The organism is Dehalococcoidia bacterium, assembly GCA_035574915.1.
Taxonomy (GTDB): Bacteria; Chloroflexota; Dehalococcoidia; order DSTF01; family WHTK01; genus DATLYJ01.
Genome location: DATLYJ010000054.1, coordinates 1 through 18392, shown reverse-complemented (window position 1 = coordinate 18392; position 18392 = coordinate 1). Strand labels below are relative to the sequence as shown.

19 protein-coding genes are annotated in these 18392 nt (G+C 69.6%); 11 read left to right on the top strand and 8 right to left on the bottom strand.

Annotation, left to right across the window (positions count from 1 at the left end):
* The first annotated feature begins 770 nt into the window (after positions 1-770).
* From wecB to VNN10_04995, 5 genes are read left to right on the top strand one after another with little or no spacing between them, the layout of a single operon-like run.
* The gene (gene wecB / locus VNN10_05015) at positions 771-1865 is read left to right on the top strand and encodes a UDP-N-acetylglucosamine 2-epimerase (non-hydrolyzing) (protein ID HXH21370.1); all 1095 of its coding nucleotides are present in this window, start codon (positions 771-773) and stop codon (positions 1863-1865) included.
* Positions 1866-1916: 51 nt separating this feature from the next.
* Positions 1917-2489, top strand: coding sequence for an acyltransferase (locus tag VNN10_05010; GenBank protein ID HXH21369.1), 573 nt, complete (start codon positions 1917-1919; stop codon positions 2487-2489).
* Positions 2486-3574, top strand: coding sequence for a DegT/DnrJ/EryC1/StrS family aminotransferase (locus tag VNN10_05005; GenBank protein HXH21368.1), 1089 nt, complete (start codon positions 2486-2488; stop codon positions 3572-3574). Before VNN10_05010 ends, VNN10_05005 begins: the two co-directional genes overlap by 4 nt.
* Positions 3571-4596 (top strand): Gfo/Idh/MocA family oxidoreductase, encoded by a 1026-nt coding sequence (locus tag VNN10_05000; protein ID HXH21367.1) that lies wholly within the window; start codon positions 3571-3573, stop codon positions 4594-4596. Before VNN10_05005 ends, VNN10_05000 begins: the two co-directional genes overlap by 4 nt.
* Positions 4593-5897, top strand: coding sequence for a nucleotide sugar dehydrogenase (locus VNN10_04995; GenBank protein HXH21366.1), 1305 nt, complete (start codon positions 4593-4595; stop codon positions 5895-5897). The genes VNN10_05000 and VNN10_04995 overlap by 4 nt, the downstream gene beginning before the upstream one ends.
* A 63-nt stretch (positions 5898-5960) precedes the next feature.
* Here VNN10_04995 and VNN10_04990 read toward each other — a convergent pair whose 3' ends face one another.
* Positions 5961-6170: a hypothetical protein gene (locus VNN10_04990; GenBank protein HXH21365.1), complete on the bottom strand. Its 210-nt coding sequence runs from the start codon at positions 6168-6170 to the stop codon at positions 5961-5963.
* 271 nt (positions 6171-6441) lie between these two features.
* Here VNN10_04990 and VNN10_04985 point away from each other — a divergent pair, with 271 nt between their 5' ends.
* The gene (locus VNN10_04985; protein ID HXH21364.1) at positions 6442-7092 is read left to right on the top strand and encodes a DUF4389 domain-containing protein; all 651 of its coding nucleotides are present in this window, start codon (positions 6442-6444) and stop codon (positions 7090-7092) included.
* A gap of 3 nt (positions 7093-7095) precedes the next feature.
* Here the strand turns inward: VNN10_04985 and VNN10_04980 are convergent, their stop codons facing one another.
* A complete protein-coding gene (locus tag VNN10_04980; protein HXH21363.1) occupies positions 7096-7293 on the bottom strand; it encodes a hypothetical protein in 198 nt (65 codons plus the stop codon).
* A gap of 41 nt (positions 7294-7334) precedes the next feature.
* Entirely contained in the window at positions 7335-7946 is a 612-nt protein-coding gene (locus tag VNN10_04975; GenBank protein ID HXH21362.1) for a nuclear transport factor 2 family protein, read from the bottom strand.
* A gap of 116 nt (positions 7947-8062) precedes the next feature.
* On the opposite strand from VNN10_04975, the gene VNN10_04970 reads away from it, so the two are divergent.
* A complete protein-coding gene (locus VNN10_04970) occupies positions 8063-8995 on the top strand; it encodes an LLM class flavin-dependent oxidoreductase (GenBank protein ID HXH21361.1) in 933 nt (310 codons plus the stop codon).
* 42 nt (positions 8996-9037) lie between these two features.
* Here the strand turns inward: VNN10_04970 and VNN10_04965 are convergent, their stop codons facing one another.
* Positions 9038-9469: a VOC family protein gene (locus VNN10_04965; GenBank protein ID HXH21360.1), complete on the bottom strand. Its 432-nt coding sequence runs from the start codon at positions 9467-9469 to the stop codon at positions 9038-9040.
* 125 nt (positions 9470-9594) lie between these two features.
* Between VNN10_04965 and VNN10_04960 the strand changes: the two genes are divergently transcribed.
* The 3 genes from VNN10_04960 to VNN10_04950 are packed head-to-tail and all read left to right on the top strand — an operon-like array spanning position 9595 to position 12069.
* Positions 9595-10194, top strand: a complete 600-nt coding sequence (locus VNN10_04960; protein ID HXH21359.1) for a DUF1080 domain-containing protein — start codon at positions 9595-9597, stop codon at positions 10192-10194.
* Positions 10195-10203: 9 nt separating this feature from the next.
* Entirely contained in the window at positions 10204-11022 is an 819-nt protein-coding gene (locus VNN10_04955) for a sugar phosphate isomerase/epimerase family protein (protein ID HXH21358.1), read from the top strand.
* Positions 11023-12069, top strand: a complete 1047-nt coding sequence (locus VNN10_04950; protein HXH21357.1) for a Gfo/Idh/MocA family oxidoreductase — start codon at positions 11023-11025, stop codon at positions 12067-12069.
* Between the two features lie 13 nt (positions 12070-12082).
* On the opposite strand, the gene VNN10_04945 is transcribed toward VNN10_04950, so the two are convergent.
* Positions 12083-13246: a serine hydrolase domain-containing protein gene (locus VNN10_04945; GenBank protein HXH21356.1), complete on the bottom strand. Its 1164-nt coding sequence runs from the start codon at positions 13244-13246 to the stop codon at positions 12083-12085.
* Positions 13247-13279: 33 nt separating this feature from the next.
* Positions 13280-14509, bottom strand: coding sequence for a Gfo/Idh/MocA family oxidoreductase (locus tag VNN10_04940; GenBank protein ID HXH21355.1), 1230 nt, complete (start codon positions 14507-14509; stop codon positions 13280-13282).
* A 147-nt stretch (positions 14510-14656) separates the two neighbouring features.
* Between VNN10_04940 and VNN10_04935 the strand changes: the two genes are divergently transcribed.
* Positions 14657-14875 carry a hypothetical protein gene (locus VNN10_04935; protein HXH21354.1) on the top strand — a complete coding sequence of 73 codons (219 nt, stop codon included), beginning with the start codon at positions 14657-14659 and terminating at the stop codon, positions 14873-14875.
* Here VNN10_04935 and VNN10_04930 read toward each other — a convergent pair.
* Entirely contained in the window at positions 14866-16143 is a 1278-nt protein-coding gene (locus VNN10_04930) for a Glu/Leu/Phe/Val dehydrogenase (GenBank protein ID HXH21353.1), read from the bottom strand. The genes VNN10_04935 and VNN10_04930 overlap by 10 nt on opposite strands.
* Before the next feature lie 55 nt (positions 16144-16198).
* A partial coding sequence (locus VNN10_04925; GenBank protein HXH21352.1) for a S8 family serine peptidase occupies positions 16199-18392 on the bottom strand: 2194 nt, incomplete at its 5' end.

Here is an 18392-nt window from a genome sequence, read left to right as displayed (position 1 = left end):
TTGGCTAACTCAAGCGCAATCGAAAACGCCATTCCGCCCGCGTTGCAGGAGCACCCGGCCTGGCAGGTAGCCTCACGTCGATGCTGACGTGTTGAGCATCAAGGCCAAACGCGGGCGTGATGGTGGCTTCTCCTCTCATCTCCCAACTGTCCTGTGCTGCGCGGGACGTTGCGCAGCGATAGTGTCTCCCAGTATTGTCGACCACATCGAACTCCAGGATCCCAGGTAATTCGTCGGCGGAGCGAAAAAGCCCCCACCGACGGCCGCTGGGCACTCTCCGAACACGGTATACCAACACTGCGCCATCGCCATACACTTCAAGCGAGTTCAGCGTCAGTTCCAGTCTGCGATCGACGGCTTGAATGCCGAGGCCAGGACATGCTTCAGTTCCTCCCCACGAAGCACTTCGGGCGAGCGAAGGCCACGCGGCGCATCCACCTTCCTCTTCGAATACTCGCTTCCTGAAGTCCAGCTCGAAGCCATCACTCGTACCCTCCCGAGAGATTCTGCCGCATGCGGATGTTCGGCAGCGGTCCGTGAACATGACGAGGTTGCCGTAGGCATAGTCGTAGCCGCCGCCCAGCGGGTCGAGCGAGAGGAAGCGCCCGGTGGCGCTGTCGTAATACCTCGCGCGCAAGGTACTCGAGGCCGGTGCAGGCGTCGATCTGCTCGCCGGTGGGCATGCTCACACCATCCATAACGAATAATCGGCGCGACGCCTCAGCCGGCGCACCCTCGCCCCGTCGCCGTCCGTCGCCCATAATCGCGGCGTGAGGTTCCTTACCGTCGTCGGCGCCAGGCCGCAGTTCGTGAAGGCGGCCATGCTCAGCCGCGAGTTGCGCCAGCGGCACGAAGAGGTGCTGGTGCACACCGGCCAGCACTACGATGACCTCCTCTCCGACATCTTCTTCCGCGACCTCCACCTGCCTGCGCCGGACCTCAACCTCGGCGTCGGCTCCGCGAGCCACGCCGTCCAGACGGCGCGCATCCTCGAACGCCTCGAGGGCGTCCTGCAGGAGCAGCGGCCCGATTGCGTCATCGTCTTCGGGGACACGAACTCGACGCTCGCCGGGGCGCTCGCCGCGGCAAAGCTCGGCCTGCCCGTCGCGCACGTCGAGGCGGGCCTGCGCAGCTACGACCGTTCGATGCCGGAGGAGGTTAACCGCGTGGTCACAGACCACCTCTCCACCTACCTCTTCGCGCCCACGGCCACCGCCGTCGCCTGCCTCGCGGCCGAGGGCATCACCGAGGGCGTGCACCGCGTCGGCGACCTGATGTACGACGCCCTGCTCGCGACGTTGCCCCTGGTCGAGCGCCGCGAGGAAGAGCTCTTGCGCGCCCGCGGCGTCGAGCGCGGGGCGTACTACCTCGCGACCATCCACCGCCAGGCCAATACGGACGACCACGGCGTCCTGCGGCGCCTCTTCCAGGCGCTGTCGTTCCTGGACCTGCCCGTGGTGCTGCCGCTACACCCCAGGACGCTGGCCGCAGCGCGGGAGGCGGCAGTCCTCCCCGGCGACAACCTGCGTATCTCGGAACCCGTGGGCTACATCGAAATGCTGGCGCTGGAGCGCAACGCGCGCGCCGTCCTGACTGACTCCGGCGGCGTCCAGCGCGAGGCTTACTTCCTGGAAGTGCCCTGTGTTACGCTGCGGGAGGAGACGGAGTGGCCCGAGACGCTGAAGTCGGGCTGGAACGTGCTCGCCGGCTCGGACCCGGCGCGGATAGTAGCGGCGGCCAGGCGGCCGCTGCCTCTCGAGGCCCCCGAGCGCGCCTTCGGCGATGGTCGTGCGGCGGCGAGAATAGTCGAAATCCTCGAACGAGCGAGCCCGGACGGACCCAACGCGAGTAGCCACCACGCCTGAGCGAAGGACAGGGAGATTGCTTCGGGCCAGCGCCCCCGCAATGACGGATTGATGATTCACCCCACTGCCGAGATCGAGGAGGGCGCGAGGGTGGGCGCCAACACCCGCATCTGGCACTACTGTCATATCCGCGCCGGCGCCGTCGTCGGCGACGACTGCAACTTTGGACATAGCGTGTACGTCGACCACGGCGCCGTGGTCGGCAACAACGTCAAGCTCCAGAACCGGGTCAGCGTCTACCGCGGGGTCACGCTCGAAGATGGCGTCTTCGTCGGCCCCCACACTACCTTCACGAATGACAAGTACCCGCGCTCGGTCGACCCCGACGGGCGCCAGATCTCGGACGAGGACTGGATCCCCGTCCACACCCTGGTGAAGTACGGCGCCTCCATCGGCGCCGGCTGCGTCATCCTCCCAGGCGTCACGATAGGCCGCTGGGCGATGGTCGGCGCCGGCGCGCTGGTGGTCCACGACGTGCCCGACCACGGACTAGTGGTCGGCAGCCCGGCGAAGCTGGTGGGCTACGTCTGCAAACGCGGCCACCGCCTGAAGCCCGGCGACCGCGCCCATCAGTGGTCCTGCCCGACCTGCCACGAGACCTACGACCTGCCGAGTGCCGCATGATCCGCATCGCCCAGCCCATCATCGGTGAGGAAGAGCGCAGGGCGGTCCTACGAGTGCTGGACTCCGGCCAGCTGGTCAACGGGCCCGTCACCCGCGAGCTAGAGCGTCGCTTCGCTGCGGAAGTCAGCGGTACTGCCGAGGCGGTCGCCGTCGCGAACGGGACGGCAGCGCTGCACCTGGCCCTGCTCGCCCACGGCATCGGCCCGGGCGATGAGGTAATCACCACCCCCTTTACCTTCCAGGCGACCGCGAACATGGTCCTCGCCACCGGCGCCAGGCCCGTGTTCGTCGACGTCAAGGAAGACGGCAACATCGACGAATCGCTCATCGAAGCAGCGATCACGCCGCGCACGAAAGCCATCCTGCCGGTGCACCTGTACGGCCGCCTCTGCGACATCGACGCCATCGAAGGCATCGCGCGGCAGCACGGCCTGGCGCTAATCGAGGACGCCGCCCAGGCTCACGGCGCACGGCGATCCGGCCGCCGGGCCGGGGCCGCCGGGACCGGCTGCTTCTCTCTCTACGCCACCAAGAACATGACCTCTGGCGAAGGCGGCGTAGTCACGACCGACGACGCCTCGCTCGCAGCGCGCCTCCGTCTCCTGCGCTCCCACGGCGAGGAGTCCCGCTACAGCAGCTCCATCCTGGGCTTCAACTACCGGATGACGGAGTTCCAGGCGGCGCTCGCCCTGGCCCAGCTTGACCGGTTGGGCGCCCTCAACGCCCGACGACGCCAGAATGCCCTCTACCTATCGCAGCGCCTGAGGGGGCTCGTCCTGCCGCCCTGTCCGGAGGACGAAGGCATGGTCTGGCACCTGTACACCGTCCGCGTGCCCCGGGACCGGGACGGCCTCGCCGCCTGGCTCGCCGGGCGCGGCATCCAGACCGGCATCTACTACCCGACGCCCATCCCGGACCAGCCTCTCTACCGCGGCCTCGGCTACAGCGGCGACACTGTGCCCGCCGCGCGGCGGCTGGCGGCCGAGGTGCTGTCACTGCCCGTGCACCCCGGGCTAAGCCGCGAAGACCTCGACGCGATCGTCGCCGCCGTGAACGAGTGGACCGCGGAGCACGCTGCCGAATGAAGACGGACCTCGCCTTCGGTGTCGCCGGCCTCGGCTTTGGCGCGAACCACGCCCGCGTGCTCGCCTCCCTCCCGGGCGCGCGCCTGGCCGCCATCTGCGACAGCGACCCGTCGCGCCTGAAGCAGGCCCCGCGCCCTCCCGGCACGAAGGCCTACGGCGACTTCCGGGAGATGCTGGCGGCCGAGCGACTCGACGCCGTCGTCATAGCCCTGCCCGCCGCCTTGCACGAGGAGGCCGCGCTGGCCGCGGTCGAGGCGGGCTGCGCCCTGCTGGTCGAGAAGCCGCTGGCGCCCTCGCTGGCGGCAGGGCGCCGGCTGGTGCAGGCCGCGGCAGCGGCCGGCGTGCCGCTAATGGCCGGCCACATCGAGCGCTTCAATCCGGCAGTGCAGGAGGCCGCGCGGCGCGTGCAGCAAGGCGAAGTCGGTCGCGTGCTCCAGATCACCGCCCGCCGCGCCGGCGCCCTCCGCGTCCCGCCGCGCGACCTCAACGTCGTCCACGACAGCGCCATCCACGACATCGACACAGCGCGCCTCATCGCCGGGACAGAGGTCGCGGAAGCTTATGCCGCCGCCGTCAGCGGCGTCGTGACGCCGCTGGAGAACGGCATCGCCGGCGTCCTGCGCTTCGAAGCCGGCGACGGGCAGGGGCCGATCGCCACGCTCGAGGTCAACTGGCTCTCTCCCCGACGACTGCGCGACCTGGTGGTGCTCGGCGAGCAGGGCTTACTCGTGCTCGATTACGCCGCCCAGACGCTCGACTTCTACAGGACACCGGAGCAGCGCACCGGCCCCGTGCGCGACTGGGCGGACTCGCGCTTCGCCCGCGGCCCCGGCGGCACCCGCATCGACATCGAGCCCCGAGAGCAACTCGTGGCCGAGCTGGAGGCGTTCGTCGCGGCGCTGCAGAGCGGCGGGCCGCTGCCCGTGAGCGCGCGCGACGCGCTCGCCGCCCTGGCCGTGGCGGACGCGCTCACGGAGTCGGCCCGCAGCGGCAGGCCTGTGGTCCCGGAACGGATCGAATGAGCGCGGACTTGCGAGTCGCCGTCGTCGGGTTGGGGAAGGTCGGCTTACCCCTGGCGGCCCAGTTCGCTTCCAAGGGCGCAAGCGTCCTGGGCTGCGACGTGGACGAAGGCGTCGTCGGCGCGGTGAACGACGGCGAGTGCCCGATCAGCGGCGAGCCGGGCCTGGAAGAGGCCCTGGCGGCGGCGCGCTCCGCCGGCATGCTGCGCGCGACCACGGACACCGCCGCCGCCGTGCGCGAGAGCGACGTCGTCGTTTGCATCGTGCCGGTGGGCATCGACCCTGAGCGGCGGCCCGACTTCAAGCACCTGGACGCCGCCGCGGCCGCGATCTCCGGCGGGATGCGGCCCGGCCACCTCGTGGTCCTCGAAACGACGGTGCCGGTAGGGGTGACCCGCCAACGCTTCGGCCGCGACCTCGCCCGCGGCTCCGGCCTGGCGCCGGCCGACTTCGACCTGGCCTACAGCCCCGAACGCGTGTATTCGGGCCAGGTGTTCCGGGACCTGCGGACCTACCCGAAGGTGGTGGGCGGCGTCAGCCCGAAAGCGGGCGACCGGGCCGCGGCCTTCTACCGCCGCATGCTGGACGCCGAGGTAATGCTGTTGCCGGATGCCGAGACGGCCGAATTCGCCAAGCTCGCGGAAAGCATCTACCGCGACGTGAACATCGCCCTGGCGAACGAGCTAGCGCGGGCCGCGGACGCGCTCGGGATCGACTACGCGGCCGCGGCTCGCGCCGCGAACTCCCAGCCGTTCTCACACCTGCACACCCCTGGCGTGGGCGTGGGGGGCCACTGCATCCCCGTGTACCCCTACTTCCTGCTGGACGCGCTCCCGGACCTGCGCCTGGTTTCTGCCGGCCGCGACCTCAACGACGGCATGGCGGGCTACGCGGTCGAGGTGCTGGAGGACGCCCTCAGACAGACCGGCGTGACCTCACTCGAGGGCCGCACCGTCCTCGTCCTGGGGCTCGCCTACCGGGGAAACGTCAAGGAGTCGGCGTTCTCAAGCACGCTCCTCATGGCGGCAGCGCTCCGCGCCCGCGGAGTCCGCGTCCTCGTGCACGACCCCCTGTTTTCGCCGGACGAGATCCGGGGGCAGGGCCTCGAGCCCTCGCCGCTGCCGCCGGAGGCGGCGGTGGACGCCGCCGTCCTGCAGGCGGCGCATCGCGAGTATGAGAGCCTGGACCTCTCGGCGCTTAGGGGCTGCCGGGTGTTCCTCGACGGCCGGGGCGCCTTCGAGCGCGCGCGGGTGGAGGCGGCCGGCATCCGTTACGCCGGCATCGGCGCGGGCGCTTCCCGCTAGGGCAGGGACAGCGCAAGTCGCGTCAGGAGCAACCAGGGGCGTAGGTCGGGCGCGAAAGGGCGCCTAGCGCAGGCGCTGAGTGTGCATCATGCCGCTTGATATCGGCTCGTCCATGTAGATGTCGCCGTTGCGGATCTTGATGTTGTAGCCGCACTCCGGGTTGGTGCAAGCCCAGGCTTTGTAGTGGATAGCGGCGCCCTGGCTCCCGAAGTCGGAGAGGGGGACCAGGTCTCCTGTCTTGCACCGCTGGCATTTCGGAAATCCGGTCTCCACTGCGCCTCCCCACTCACCTGCCGGCAGCCGCCGTAAGTTGTAAACAGCGCAGAGTATACACAAAGCTCCGGAACTCTTACAACGACGTTTCATCCGCGGCGCCCGGGCTTGCCGCCCGCGGCGCCGACGCAACGCTTCGCCCGGCGGCAATGAGGACCCGGCGTCCCTAGATCCGTTTTCAGTTGTCATACGCATAAGCACCTTGACAAATTCCTGCCAGGAGAGCATCCTCCTGCCCAAAGGTGCCCACTGAAAAGGAAGGAGTTGGGTCATGACAAGCGAGCCTGCATCGGCCGCAGCCGCATCCGTCCAGGCGCCCCAGGCCTACCCGATAAGGGTGACGGTAGCCTTGCCGGAGAAATCATCACGCCTTCTGAACTTCCCGTTGTTCATCGGGACGTTCATCCGCTACATCCTGATGATCCCCCACATGATTGTCATCGCCTTAGTAGGCCTGGTCGCCGTCATCGTCTACTTCATCGCGACCTTCGCCATTCTGTTCACGGGACGCTTTCCGGCAGGCATGTTCAGATTCGTCGCTGGCTGGCAGCGCTGGAGCACAAGCGTCGGAGCCTACTTCTTTGGTCTGGCGGATGCTTACCCGCCGTTCAGCACCGAGCAGGCCGGTTATCCGGTGGTCTACGAGGCCGACTACACCGACAAGTCCAACCGCATCCTGAACTTCCCGTTATTCGGCCTGTACATCAAGGAGTTGCTCCTGATTCCGCACCTGTTTGTGCTCGCCGCCCTGGCGCTCATCGGTTTCGTCGTCCTGTTCGTCGCCCAGTTCGCCGTGCTGTTCACCGGCCAGTTTCCCGCTGGCATGCACAACTACCTCGCCGGCGTACTCCGCTGGAGCACCCGCCTGAATGGCTACATCTACGCGCTGACGGACAGGTACCCACCCTTCAGCCTCAACTGAGGCTCAGGGGCCGGGCAGCGGGCCTTCGGGCGAGGTGTAGTAACCGAAGAGGGTCCATATCAGGCCGCCCCAGACCAGGGCGCCCCCGAGCAGCATCCCCACGGCCGGCACCAGGTCCGGCAGGACGAGCAGCAAGGAGATGCTGATAAGGAAGACCAGCGCGCCGATCAGGCTGAGGCGCAGTCCTTTGTGCTTCTGCATGGTGTAACCAGCCTAGCACGCCGCGGTGGCCGCGGCCGGAGTCACGCCTCGCGCCGGGCCATCTCTATGCGGGTGATCTTGTTGGCCTCGTTGAAGGAAAGAGTCATGGTGATGCCAGGCAAGGGCGCGCTGGGCATCGACGGCTTGCCCTCGAACCTGACCTTGCCTTCGACCTCCTGGGGCGCGCTCCACTGCAGGCGCCCCATGATGCCGGCCCCCGGGCCTTGGGGGTTGCGCAGGCGGTCGGCGATCGCCTTCGCCCCGGCTGTTTCGCCGCGCATGGAGACATGGACTGCGTCCGGGGCGAGGAGCGCCTCGACCGCCGCGGCGTCCTGGGCCATCTCCCCCTCGAGGTAGCGTCGAGCGACCTGGACCCGCGAGAGCACCTCGGCCTCGCCCGTGAAGTCGAAGGCGCCGCCATAGACCTGGATGGCATCGTGCTCGCGGCCGCACTTCGAGCAGGCCACTAGGCCCGCGGGCACCGGCGAGCCAGTCATGACCGTCACGTCCAGTTCCTTCTTGCCCTGCACGCCGCCACAGGCGGGACAACGCCAGTAACGGTTGCCGGACACTAGCGGCGTGGCCGGCGCCGGCGGGCCTCGCTCCGCCGCTGCCCTCTTCTCGCCGCCAAATAGCCTGCCCAGGAAGCCCATTCCTTACCTCCGCAGCTGGCCGGACCCCGGCAAGCTGTGCCGCCATGTTAGGAGCAAGGCGCGCGATGTCAACCAGCCTCATAGACCGTCCGCGGCCGGCCCCTATAATGCGACCCGTGCAGCCCTCCGCCCTCAAGGTCGGCGTCTCGCTCACCACCGCTCTCCCGCGCTCGATCCCCGCGCGGGAAGCCGGACGCATGCTGGTGGAGCGGGCGCGCGCGGTGCGCGAAGCAGGGCTCGACTCCCTTTTCGTCGGTGACCACCACAACACGCCCGGGCACTACTTCCAGGGCATCCCGACGATTGGGCGACTGATGGCCGAGACGGGCGACATGGTCACGGGCGCTCTCTTCCTCCTGCCCCTTTACCAGCCCTACCTCCTCGCCGAGCAGGTCGGCACGCTGGCGGCGCTGGCCCAGGGCCCCTTCGTGGTCATCGTCGCGGCGGGTGAGGGCGAGGAGCAGTTCTCGCCCTTCGCTGTGCCCCTGAAGACCCGGCCCAGCCGCATGGAAGAGCACCTCACGATCCTGCGCCGGCTGCTGGACGGCGAGCGCCTGACGTTCGAGGGCCGCTATCACACGCTCACCGACGCCGCCATCTCGCCGCTGCCACCGCAGCCTGTCCCGATCTGGGTCGGCGCCAGCGCCAGGCCGGCGCTCGAACGCGCCGGTCGCATGGGAGACGCCTGGCTCGCCGCGCCGTCGGTGTTCGGTGAGAGGCTACAGGTGGAGGCCGATATCTACCGCCAGGCAGCGGCAGCGGCCGGCCGCGAGCCCCACCTCGCCATCCGCCGCGACATCTACGTGGGCGAGACCGACGCCGACGCCGAGGCAGCGACACGGCCCGTCCTCGAGCGCGGCTACCGCGGCTTCAGTCCAGAGACGCTCGTGATCGGCGGGGCCCAGCGCGTCGCCGAGGAGTTCGCCGGCCTCGCCGAGATGGGCTTCGAGCATGTGCTCGTGCGCCACATCGTCCTCGACCAGGCCCTGGTCCTGGCGTCCTACAGGCGCCTGGGCCAGATGGTGCTCCCGTTGCTGCGGCGGCAGTAGTCAGCGCGGCCGGGGACAACTGGCGTCCGGGGGAGCTCGCGGTCAGGAGGCGGCGGCTGGCGAGTAGTTCACCATCCACTGCACGCCAAATCTGTCTTTGAAGCTGCCGTAGTAGTCGCCCCAGGCCTGGTCGCCGATGGGCATCTCGATTTCGCCACCGGCGGAGAGGGCGTTGAAGATGCGGTCTGCCTCGGCCCTGCTGTCGGGGTGGACGGAAATGTAGGCGTGGTTGCCAAAGTTGACCTTTGGCCCCATGCCCTCGGGAGCGTCCGACGCCATCAGGACGTTGTCCCCGATCGGCAGGCCTATGTGCAGGATCTTGTTCTCGTCAGCCGGGGAGACGCTCGCGCCCTCCATCGGCATGTCCTTGAACCGGACGAGCGCGCTGAATTCGCCGCCAAAGACCGACTTGTAGAAGTTGAACGCTTCTTCCGCGTTGCCGGGGAAGTTCAAGTACGGGTTCAGCCTGGTCATGCGTCCTCCTCTGCGTCAAACGTCTTTCCGTACCGGGGAGTCACACAGTCTAGCACCCGCTGACGTGGCCACTTCCTGCCAGTCGGGTCCCAGGTCGAAGTCCTGCTGTGGCGTACAATCCCGGAGTGACCGCGCAGTCTGATCGACGTCAGCTCTTCAACGGCCGGGACCTCGACGGCTGGGAGCACGTGGGGCCGGGCGGCTTCACGGTTGTGGACGGCTGCCTCCAGACCGAGGGCGGGATGGGGCTCCTCTGGTACACGCGCGAGACCTTCGGCGACTGCACGCTGCGCGTCGTGTACCGGACCACGCGTCGCGAGGACAATTCCGGGATTTTCATCCGCATCGCCGCGCCGCCGCCGGATCCCTGGTTCGCCGTGCACAACGGCTATGAGGTGCAGATCAACGCCGGCCAGGACGAATGGCACCGCACTGGCGTCATCTACTCCATGACACGCACCTCGCTGGAGCCGGACAGGCCCCCGGGCGAGTGGAACACGATGGACATTGACCTCGACGGCGAGCGCGTCCGCGTGACACTCAACGGCGTCCTCCTCACGGACTTCGACCCCTCCCAGCCGGTGCCGCCACGCCAACGGGACTACGAGCCGGAGCGCGGCCCACGCCCGGCGCGAGGGTACATCGGCCTGCAGAACCACGACGCCGCGTCCGTGGTCCGCTTCCGCGAGGTGAGCGTTGCCCCGCTACGAGCGGGCGGACGCTAAACTAGCGCGATGGCGCCTGACAGCCAGCCCTCCACTCTCCAGGTGTCTCTCGCCGCCTGGTCCATGCACCGGCTCTTCTTCGCCAAGGAAATCGACCAGCTCGGGATGCTGCAGATGTGCGCGGACCTTGGCATCCGCGGCTTCGAGTTCGTGAACACGTTTTTTCCTTCGCCGCAATACCGCTACCTGCAGCGGGTGCGCAAGCTCGCCGATGAGCTTGACCTGCGACTCCTCCTGATCATGTGCGACGGCGAGGGCGAGCTGGCCGCCGCCGACGCAGCCGAACGCCGGCAGGCAGTGAAGAACCATCACAAGTGGGTCGACATCGCCGAAGTGCTCGGTTGTCACTCGATCCGCTGCAACGTCCACGGCGACGACTCCGACCCGGCGGCAATGCTGGAGCGCGCGACCGAGAGCTTCTCGGCCCTGACCGAATACGCGAGCGCGGCCGGTATCAACGTGCTCATCGAGAACCACAGCCAGGCGGGCCACTATGGCTGCTTCGCCGAGCCGGACTGGCTGGCCTCGCTGTTCCAGACGGTCGGAAGGCAGAACTTCGGCTCCCTCCCGGACTTCGGCAACTTCCCGCCCCAGACCGACCGCTACGAGGCCGTGCGCAAGATGATGCCTTACGCAAAGGCGGTCAGCGCCAAATGCTATGACTTCGACGAAGCCGGGAACGAGACCCGCATCGACTTCGCCCGGATGATCGGGATCGTGAAAGAAGCCGGCTATCAGGGCTTCGTCGGCATCGAATATGAGGGCCAGCGGCTGCCGGAGCGGGAAGGCATCCTGGCCGCGAAGGCCCTCCTCGAAAGGCTCCTCTAGGTGGCGGGCGGAGGCCCGAAGGTCGCCGTGGTCGGCGCGGGGTGGATCGCCACCCACGGACACCTGCCCGGGTACCGCAAGGCGGGCGCCCGCCTGGTCGGCCTGGCCGACATCGTCCCCGGGCTGGCCGCGAAGGTCGGCGCCGAATACGGGGTCGAGCGCGCCTATACCGACTGGCGCGAGATGCTGGCGCGCGAGAAGCCAGAGGTCGTCAGCGTCTGCGTCCCCAACGTCTTCCATCGCGAGGTCGTGATGGAGGCGCTGGCTGCCGGGGCGCACGTCCTCTGCGAAAAGCCGCTCGCGACCTCGCTCGCCGAGGCGGAAGCCATGTTCGAGGCCGCGGCCAGGGCAGGCTCCTACCTGATGGTGGAGCAGAACCTGCGCTTCCGGCCGGTGAACGTCGCGATCAAGGAGCGCATCGCCGCGGGCGAGTTCGGCCGCGTGTACCACGCGAACGCGGTCTACATCCGGCGCCTCGGCATCCCGACCTGGGGCTCTTTCACGCAACGGCGCTTCTCCCACGGCGGCGCGATGCTCGACATCGGCGTGCACGTGATCGACTGCGCCATGTGGTTCATGGGCCGGCCGCGGCCGGTAGAGGTGATGGCCCAGGTCGGCACCTTCTTCGGCAACCGCCCGGAGGTTGCCGCGGCCCGCCGCAACGCCTGGGACCCGGCCGCGTTCGACGTCGATGACTTCGGGGCGGCCTTCGTGCGCTTCGAGGACGGCGCGACCATGACGGTGCAGGCTTCGTGGGCCTCGCATATCGAGCGCGAGCGCGAGTACATCCACATCCTCGGTACCCATGCCGGCGCGGACAACGAAGCGCGCATGGTCTACAGGTGGGACAAGGGCGAAAAGGTGGACGAGCCGCTAGACGTCCCGCGCTCGTCTGGTTGGGAAGAAGCGGTCGCGCACTTCCTGGCGGTCGTCGAGGGCAAGGAGCACCTGCGAGTGCTCCCCGAAGAGACACTCAACGTCCAGCGCGTCCTGGATGCGTGCTACGAATCTTCCCGCATCGGGCGGGCCGTCCGCCTGGACGCTTAATCACCGCGGGCGCTCAACCGTTCACCCCGAGTTCATTTCGGATCAGCTCACAGACCTCGAACGCCGGGTCAGGGCCAGGGTCCACCATTTCCTGGTACATGCGGTTAATGGTCACGGCGATCGAGAGCCCGACCTCGGGGTCGGCGAAGGCTACGGAACCTCCGGCGCCCGGATGGCCGAAGGCGGTCTCGCGCGGGCCCATGGCGCCGTGCACTCCGTTCGTCTTGCCGCCCATGAAATAGCCGATGCCCTTGCGCAGCGGCCAGCCCAGCAGGACGCGGTCCGGGGCGTTGGTAACGATGCGCTGCATCTCCCGGACCCGCTCCGGCGTCACGAGGCGCACGCCGTCGATCTCGCCGCCGTTGGCCAGGGCGCCGTACATGCGGGCCAGGGCGCGGGCCGTGAAGTGACCGTTGGCCGAGGGCACGCAGGCCTGGCGAAGGCGCATATCGTTCCAGCTGAAGTCGTGGTCCGTTGGCATGGCCCGTGCGAAGTCGCTGTCGGGCGTGACACCCGCTCGCTGGGCCGCCGCCGCCTCGACCACCGGCCCTGCTTCGAGCAGGCTGGCCAGCCTCGGCTCCACGCCGGCCGGGACGCCGATGTACATGTCACCGCTGACTCCCAGGGGCCTCGCGATCTCTTCTTCGACCACCTCGCTCACGTGGCGGCCGGAGGCGTACTGGATGATGCCGCCGGCGATCCAGGCCCAGGTGATCGCGTGGTAGCCCGTGGCCGTCCCCGGCTCCCAGGCCGGCGCGCTCTCCTCCATCCAGCGCAGCCCTGCGCTCCAGTCGCAAACGAAGTCGGCTCGCATAGGCCTCGGCATCGCGTGCAGGCCGGCCTGGTGGCTCATCGCCTGGCTGACCGTGATGCGCTCCTTGCCGTTCTGAGCGAAGGCCGGCCAGTACTTCGCCACCGGCGCCTCGTAGTCGATCACGCCACGGTCGGCAAGGACGTGCAGCGCGGTAGCCGCAACCCCTTTCGTCGTCGAGAAGCTGGGGAAGAGCGTGTCAGCCTGGACGGGGCGCGGGTCCCGGGGGCCCATCGTACCCGCCCAGGCGTCGACCAACAGCTTGCCGTATCGGTAGGCTGCGACCTGCGTGCCGATCTGCCTCCCGCTCTTCACCTGGCCTTCCAGCAGCTCGCGGACTTTCTGGTTCAACTTTTCGTCTACCATCCCGCACTCCTCCTGCACTACCCGGCGCCGCTCCTACGGCCGCCAGGTCCCCTGCGCCACGGCCGGCACGAATGTCTCCAGCTCTGCGGCCGGGAAACGGACGGTCGCCCCGCGCTCGGCCGAAAGGTAGCACGCCATCAGCACGCGCGTGACCTCGAGCCCGTCCTCCCAGGTCTCGTCCGGTTGGCGCCCGGCCAGAAAGCGTTCGACCATGTGCCGGTTCTCTGCCGTATAGCCGTAGGCCGCCGCCTCGTCAGCGATCACGGGCATGAGGCCCTGCTCCGCGTTCTGCTTCTCGACCAGGTCCTCGCCCTCGGCGCCGCTGATCCGCCGCGAGAGGAAGACGGAGAGGTCGGAATGCAGCGTGTCCACCTGCATCGAGTACTCCGGCCCGAATAGCTCCATGCGCAGGCGCAGGCCGGGGCCGACGAAGTTCCAGGAAGTTGTCGCCTCGATGATTGCCGGCTGCCCGTCCGCCGAGACCTTCACCGTCGCGCGGGCGAAGTCCTCCGCCGCGGCCGTGCCGTAATCGACGCCTGTCGCGTCGCGCAGCTGGCGCTGGTAGTCGGGACGGGTCCACTTCAGGGACGCAATCTGGGCGCTGACTTCCTGCACTTCGACGCTGGAGCGCGCCCGTCCTGGCTCGGTGAGGAGAAAGCGCGCGGCCTCGAAGGAATGGCAGAGCATGTCGTTGAGGACGCCGCCGCCCTGCCGGACGCCGGACCAGAACCAGGGCATGTGCGGGCCGCTGTGTTCCTCGGACGCTCGCGCCAGGTAAGGCCTGCCGGCGATAGCGGCAGCCCGCCGCCAGATGATCTCCTTGCCCCGCGTAAGGCTGGGCGCGAACACCTGGTTCTCCAGGTAGCCGTGCAGGAGGCCGCTGGCCTGGATCAACTCGACCATCCGCCGCGCTTCCGCGACGTTGCGGGCCAGCGGCTTTTCGCACGCCAGCCCAACCAGCGAGGCCCCGCCTTTCACGGCATCGAGCACTTCCTCGACGACGGCCAGCCGCAGGTCGTTCGGGACGCAGATCCAGATGGCGTCGACGCGAGGGTCCTTCGCCATCTCCCCCGCGCTCGCGTAGACAGCAGGCTCGCCGACGCCGAGGCCACGGGCCAGCGCGGCCGCCTCCTCGGCGTGCTCGCGGGTCGGCGCGGCGACGGCGGCCACGTCGGCGTCGCGCACGCCCACGAGGCTCTGGATATGGAAGCGCGCCGCGAAGCCCGCTCCGGCGAAGCCGATACCCAGCCTCCCTTCCGGCATCGGTGCACCTCCTGCTTCAGCTTCCGTGGATCATGCGAGCGGCGGCGAAAAAATGGCAATGATAACCATCCAAAAACTATTGTCAGTTAGTCGGGAGGCTGGTAGAGTCTAACCATTGACAGCGCTTTAGTGGTTAAGGAGACCCCGATGTTCAACCTGATCGAGGAGATGATGGTGCGGGACGTGGAGCGGGAGCTCGACCGGCGCATGGCGCGCCGCCGTCAGCTGCTCCGGGATGCCCTGGCGGAGGGGCGGGAGCCGGCCCCGGGCCGGGCTGCGCGGTCAGGCGGGAGGCTCAGCCGCTGGTTGCGGCCGGCTAACGGCTCAAGGGCGCCTGGAGCGCTGGGCGAAGGGGCTCAGGGGTAAATGCCGCGCGCGGTAATGGCGTCGACCACGCGCTGCACCGCCACCACGTAGGCCGCTTCTCGCAGACGAAGACTCCGGGCGTGGGCGAGGGTCGACACCTCGTTGAACGCGTTGACCATGATGCGCTGAAGGCGGGTGTTGACCTCCGACTCCTCCCAGAAGAAGGACTGCAGGTCCTGCACCCACTCGAAGTAAGAGACGACGACCCCTCCGGCGTTAGCCACGATGTCCGGCACGACGTAGATGCCGCGGGCGGAGAGGATCTCGTCCGCCCGCGGTGTCACCGGCCCGTTAGCAGCCTCGACGATCATCTTCGCCTGCACCTTGCCGGCATTGAGCTCCGTCACCTGGCCCTCGAGGGCCGCGGGGATGAGGATGTCGACCGGCAGCTCTAGCAGCTCGGCGTTTGTGATGTGGTTGTGGTCGGCGCCGGGGTGTTCGCCCAGCTGGCCGCCGGCGAGGCGGTGAGCGTACAGGGACTCGACGTCCAGCCCCTCGGGCTTGTAGATGCCGCCCCGCGAGTCACTCACGGCGACGATGCGGGCGCCGGCCTGCGCCAGCAGCCTCGCGGCGACGCCTCCCACATTGCCAAACCCCTGGATAGCGACCGTCTGGCCTTCGAGCGGTATCCCGCGCCGTTTGCACGCCTCCTGAGTGATGAAGAGCACGCCCCGCCCCGTCGCCTCATAGCGGCCGCGGCTGCCGCCGATGACGACGGGCTTTCCGGTGACGACGCCCGGCGTCGAATGGCCATGGTGCATGCTGTAGGTGTCCATGATCCACGCCATCACGCGCGGGTCCGTGCCGAGGTCCGGCGCCGGGACGTCCATTTCCGGGCTGATGATGATGCTGATCTCGGAAGCGTAGCGTCGCGTTAATCTTTCCAGCTCGCCATCTGACAGCGAGCGCGGGTCGACGATGACGCCGCCCTTCGCTCCCCCGTAGGGCAGATTGACCACGGCGCACTTCCAGGTCATCCACATCGCCAGCGCCTTGACCTCGTCCAGGGTCACGTCGGGGTGGTAGCGGATGCCCCCTTTCGAGGGCCCGCGGGCGATGTTGTGGGTGACCCGATAGCCGAGGAAGACCTCGATCGACCCGTCGTCCATCTGGACGGGGATCGAGACCTCGACCGCCTTCTTGCACTGGGAGAGGACGCGGATCAGGTTCGGATCGAGGGCGAAGAGCTCGCCCACCTTCCGCAGCTGCGCCGTCGCCAGCTCGAACGGGTTCTCGCGGAGATGGGACGTCGCCGCGGCTTGAGACATCGACGGTCCTCCTGTCTCGTCTAGACGGTCGCGAGTATATGCCCGGCTCTGGCGCTCAGCGGAGGTGGTAGGGGACGCGCGCGACCTGGCGCCGGGTGCCGTCCCCGGGGAAGGCGACGACGCGGACCTCCCAGCCTCCGCCCCGGAGCCGCTCTCCGCTCGGGCCCCGGCCGGTGAGCGCGAACGTGTAGCGCCCGGGCAGGAGCTCGCGCCGGCGCGCGAGCACGCCGACCGGCTCTCCGTCGCGGAGGAGCTGCACCTCGAGGAGCGCCACAGGCCGCAGCTCGGGTTGGGGGGCCGCCGTCACCGCGCCCGCGACCAGCTCGAGCACGGCCGGCTCTGCCTCCGTCACCCGAGAGCCGGTCGTGCGGAGCGAGACGTCCGCGAGCAGGTCGGTCTCCCGGGCCGGCACGGCCACCGCCCAGGGGACGTGCACGTCCGGCGCCCCCTCGGCCCGCAGCACGAGCTCCCCCGTGGCCGCGCCCGCTTGCGGGGAGAGGTCGGTGGTGTCGGCGGCGAGGACGACCTCCACCGCACGGCCGGGACGGATCCGGATCCGGCCCGGGTCGGCGGTGACCTCGACTCCCTTCGGCGCGAGCGCGGAGGTCTCGATCGTGACCACGAGCGGACGCGTGGAGACGTTTCGCAGGCGGAGCCTGCGCTCGCGAACGGCGCCACCGGCGGCGCCGAAGGAGATCGTCGCGGGCTCCGCGGCCAGCTCCTGCTGCACCGCCGCGCGGAGGTCGAGCAGGCCTGCGCCCGATGCGGCCGCGTCGAGGTCGCGGCGTTGCGCGGCGCCGACGAGCAGCGCGCGCAGCGCGACCGCGTCGAGGGTGGGTCGCCCCTGGGCGAGGACCGCCGCCGCCCCGGCCGCGACGGCGGCGGCCGCGCTCGTCCCGCTGACCGTGCCGAACCGCACCTGACCGTCGTCGCCGCGGCTAGGCTCCGAGGTCGGCACGGCGACGCCGGCGGCGACGAGGTCGGGCTTGACCTGCCCTCCGAAGGCGAGCCCGCTGGAGGAGAAGGCCGCGACCGCGCCGCCGGCCTCGTTCGGGTGGACGGCGCTGGCTCCGATCGCCGCGGTCACGGGGACGCCGGCGGCGAGGTGGGCGCGGATCGTGCTGGCCAGCTCTCCGGGCAGCCCGATCACGGGCACACCCGGCGGCACGTCGAGGCTGAAGGCGCCGGCGGGCAGGAGCCCGTCGACGAGCACCGCCAGCGCGCCGGCCGCGACCGCCTCCTCCACCGTCTCCTCCGAGAGCACCCCGCGGGGGAGGAGAGCCGCCCGGCCCGCGACGGTGCTCAACCCTTCCCGGAAGAGCCCTCCGATCCCGGCCGCGGCCACAGCACGGGGGACGGCCGCAACCCCCGCGGTGACGAGGTGGGTGGGCGCGCCCCCCTGCGGCATCACCCCCTCGAACAACACCCGCAGCCCCGCTCGCACGTGCAGGCGGACGGTCGGGGCGACCAGGCGCCCGTCGGCGGCGCCCACGGTCAGCGCGTCGGGGGCGCCCCCGGGCCCGCCGATGCTGCCGTAGCTCGGCCCCGCCCGCCCGTCGTTCCCGGCCGGGACGACCACGAGCACGTCGAGCGCGGTCGCTCCCGCGATCGCGCGCGCGAGCGGCCCGTCCGGGAAGGACGCGTAGGGCTCGACCACCCCCACGAGGGCGATCCGTGCAGCGTCGTGCACGTCCCCGTCGCCGTTCGGATCGACCGCCGCCTCGAGGCCCGCCAGGATCTGGTCGGTGCGCGAGTAGACGGCGTAGCCCCCCTCGGCGTCGGGCTGCCACCCGGCGACCCGGATGGGGAGGATGGAGGCGCCGGGAGCGATCCCGTGCAGGCCGCCCGGGCCCTCCGCTCCCGTCACGATCCCGGCCAGCTCCGTGCCGTGGCGCTCCGGACGCCCAGGGACGAGCGGGTGCGGCTGCGCGATCCCGCCGCTCCCCGGCGAGATGACGTCGAGGCCGGCGAGCACGCTGCGGCGCAGGTACGGATGCGAGGGGTCGACGCCCGTGTCGAGGAGCGCGACCGTCACGCCGCTCCCGTCCAGCCCCGGAACCTCGAGCCCGGGGACGACGGCGGGCGCGGCCGGACCGCGCTCGACCTGAGCCGGGTAGGCGACTCGCACGGGGTAGACGCCGGCGACCTCCCGGTCCCGGTCGAGGAGGGCGAGGGCGGTCGGATCGAGCGGGCTCGCGAACCCGTTCAGCACGCGCACGTAGCGGTGCTCCGGCGCCAGCCGGGCGCCC

Excerpts from the sequence above, each read along its gene's own strand:
- VNN10_04945 (HXH21356.1), bottom strand. The coding sequence starts at position 13,246 with ATGGTAGACGAAAAGTTGAACCAGAAAGTCCGCGAGCTGCTGGAAGGC.
- VNN10_04935 (HXH21354.1), top strand. The coding sequence starts at position 14,657 with ATGTTCAACCTGATCGAGGAGATGATGGTGCGGGACGTGGAGCGGGAG.
- VNN10_05010 (HXH21369.1), top strand. The coding sequence starts at position 1,917 with ATGATTCACCCCACTGCCGAGATCGAGGAGGGCGCGAGGGTGGGCGCC.
- VNN10_04965 (HXH21360.1), bottom strand. The coding sequence starts at position 9,469 with ATGACCAGGCTGAACCCGTACTTGAACTTCCCCGGCAACGCGGAAGAA.
- VNN10_04955 (HXH21358.1), top strand. The coding sequence starts at position 10,204 with ATGGCGCCTGACAGCCAGCCCTCCACTCTCCAGGTGTCTCTCGCCGCC.
- VNN10_04930 (HXH21353.1), bottom strand. The coding sequence starts at position 16,143 with ATGTCTCAAGCCGCGGCGACGTCCCATCTCCGCGAGAACCCGTTCGAG.
- VNN10_05005 (HXH21368.1), top strand. The coding sequence starts at position 2,486 with ATGATCCGCATCGCCCAGCCCATCATCGGTGAGGAAGAGCGCAGGGCG.
- VNN10_05000 (HXH21367.1), top strand. The coding sequence starts at position 3,571 with ATGAAGACGGACCTCGCCTTCGGTGTCGCCGGCCTCGGCTTTGGCGCG.
- VNN10_04975 (HXH21362.1), bottom strand. The coding sequence starts at position 7,946 with ATGGGCTTCCTGGGCAGGCTATTTGGCGGCGAGAAGAGGGCAGCGGCG.
- VNN10_04995 (HXH21366.1), top strand. The coding sequence starts at position 4,593 with ATGAGCGCGGACTTGCGAGTCGCCGTCGTCGGGTTGGGGAAGGTCGGC.
- VNN10_04980 (HXH21363.1), bottom strand. The coding sequence starts at position 7,293 with ATGCAGAAGCACAAAGGACTGCGCCTCAGCCTGATCGGCGCGCTGGTC.
- VNN10_04940 (HXH21355.1), bottom strand. The coding sequence starts at position 14,509 with ATGCCGGAAGGGAGGCTGGGTATCGGCTTCGCCGGAGCGGGCTTCGCG.
- VNN10_04985 (HXH21364.1), top strand. The coding sequence starts at position 6,442 with ATGACAAGCGAGCCTGCATCGGCCGCAGCCGCATCCGTCCAGGCGCCC.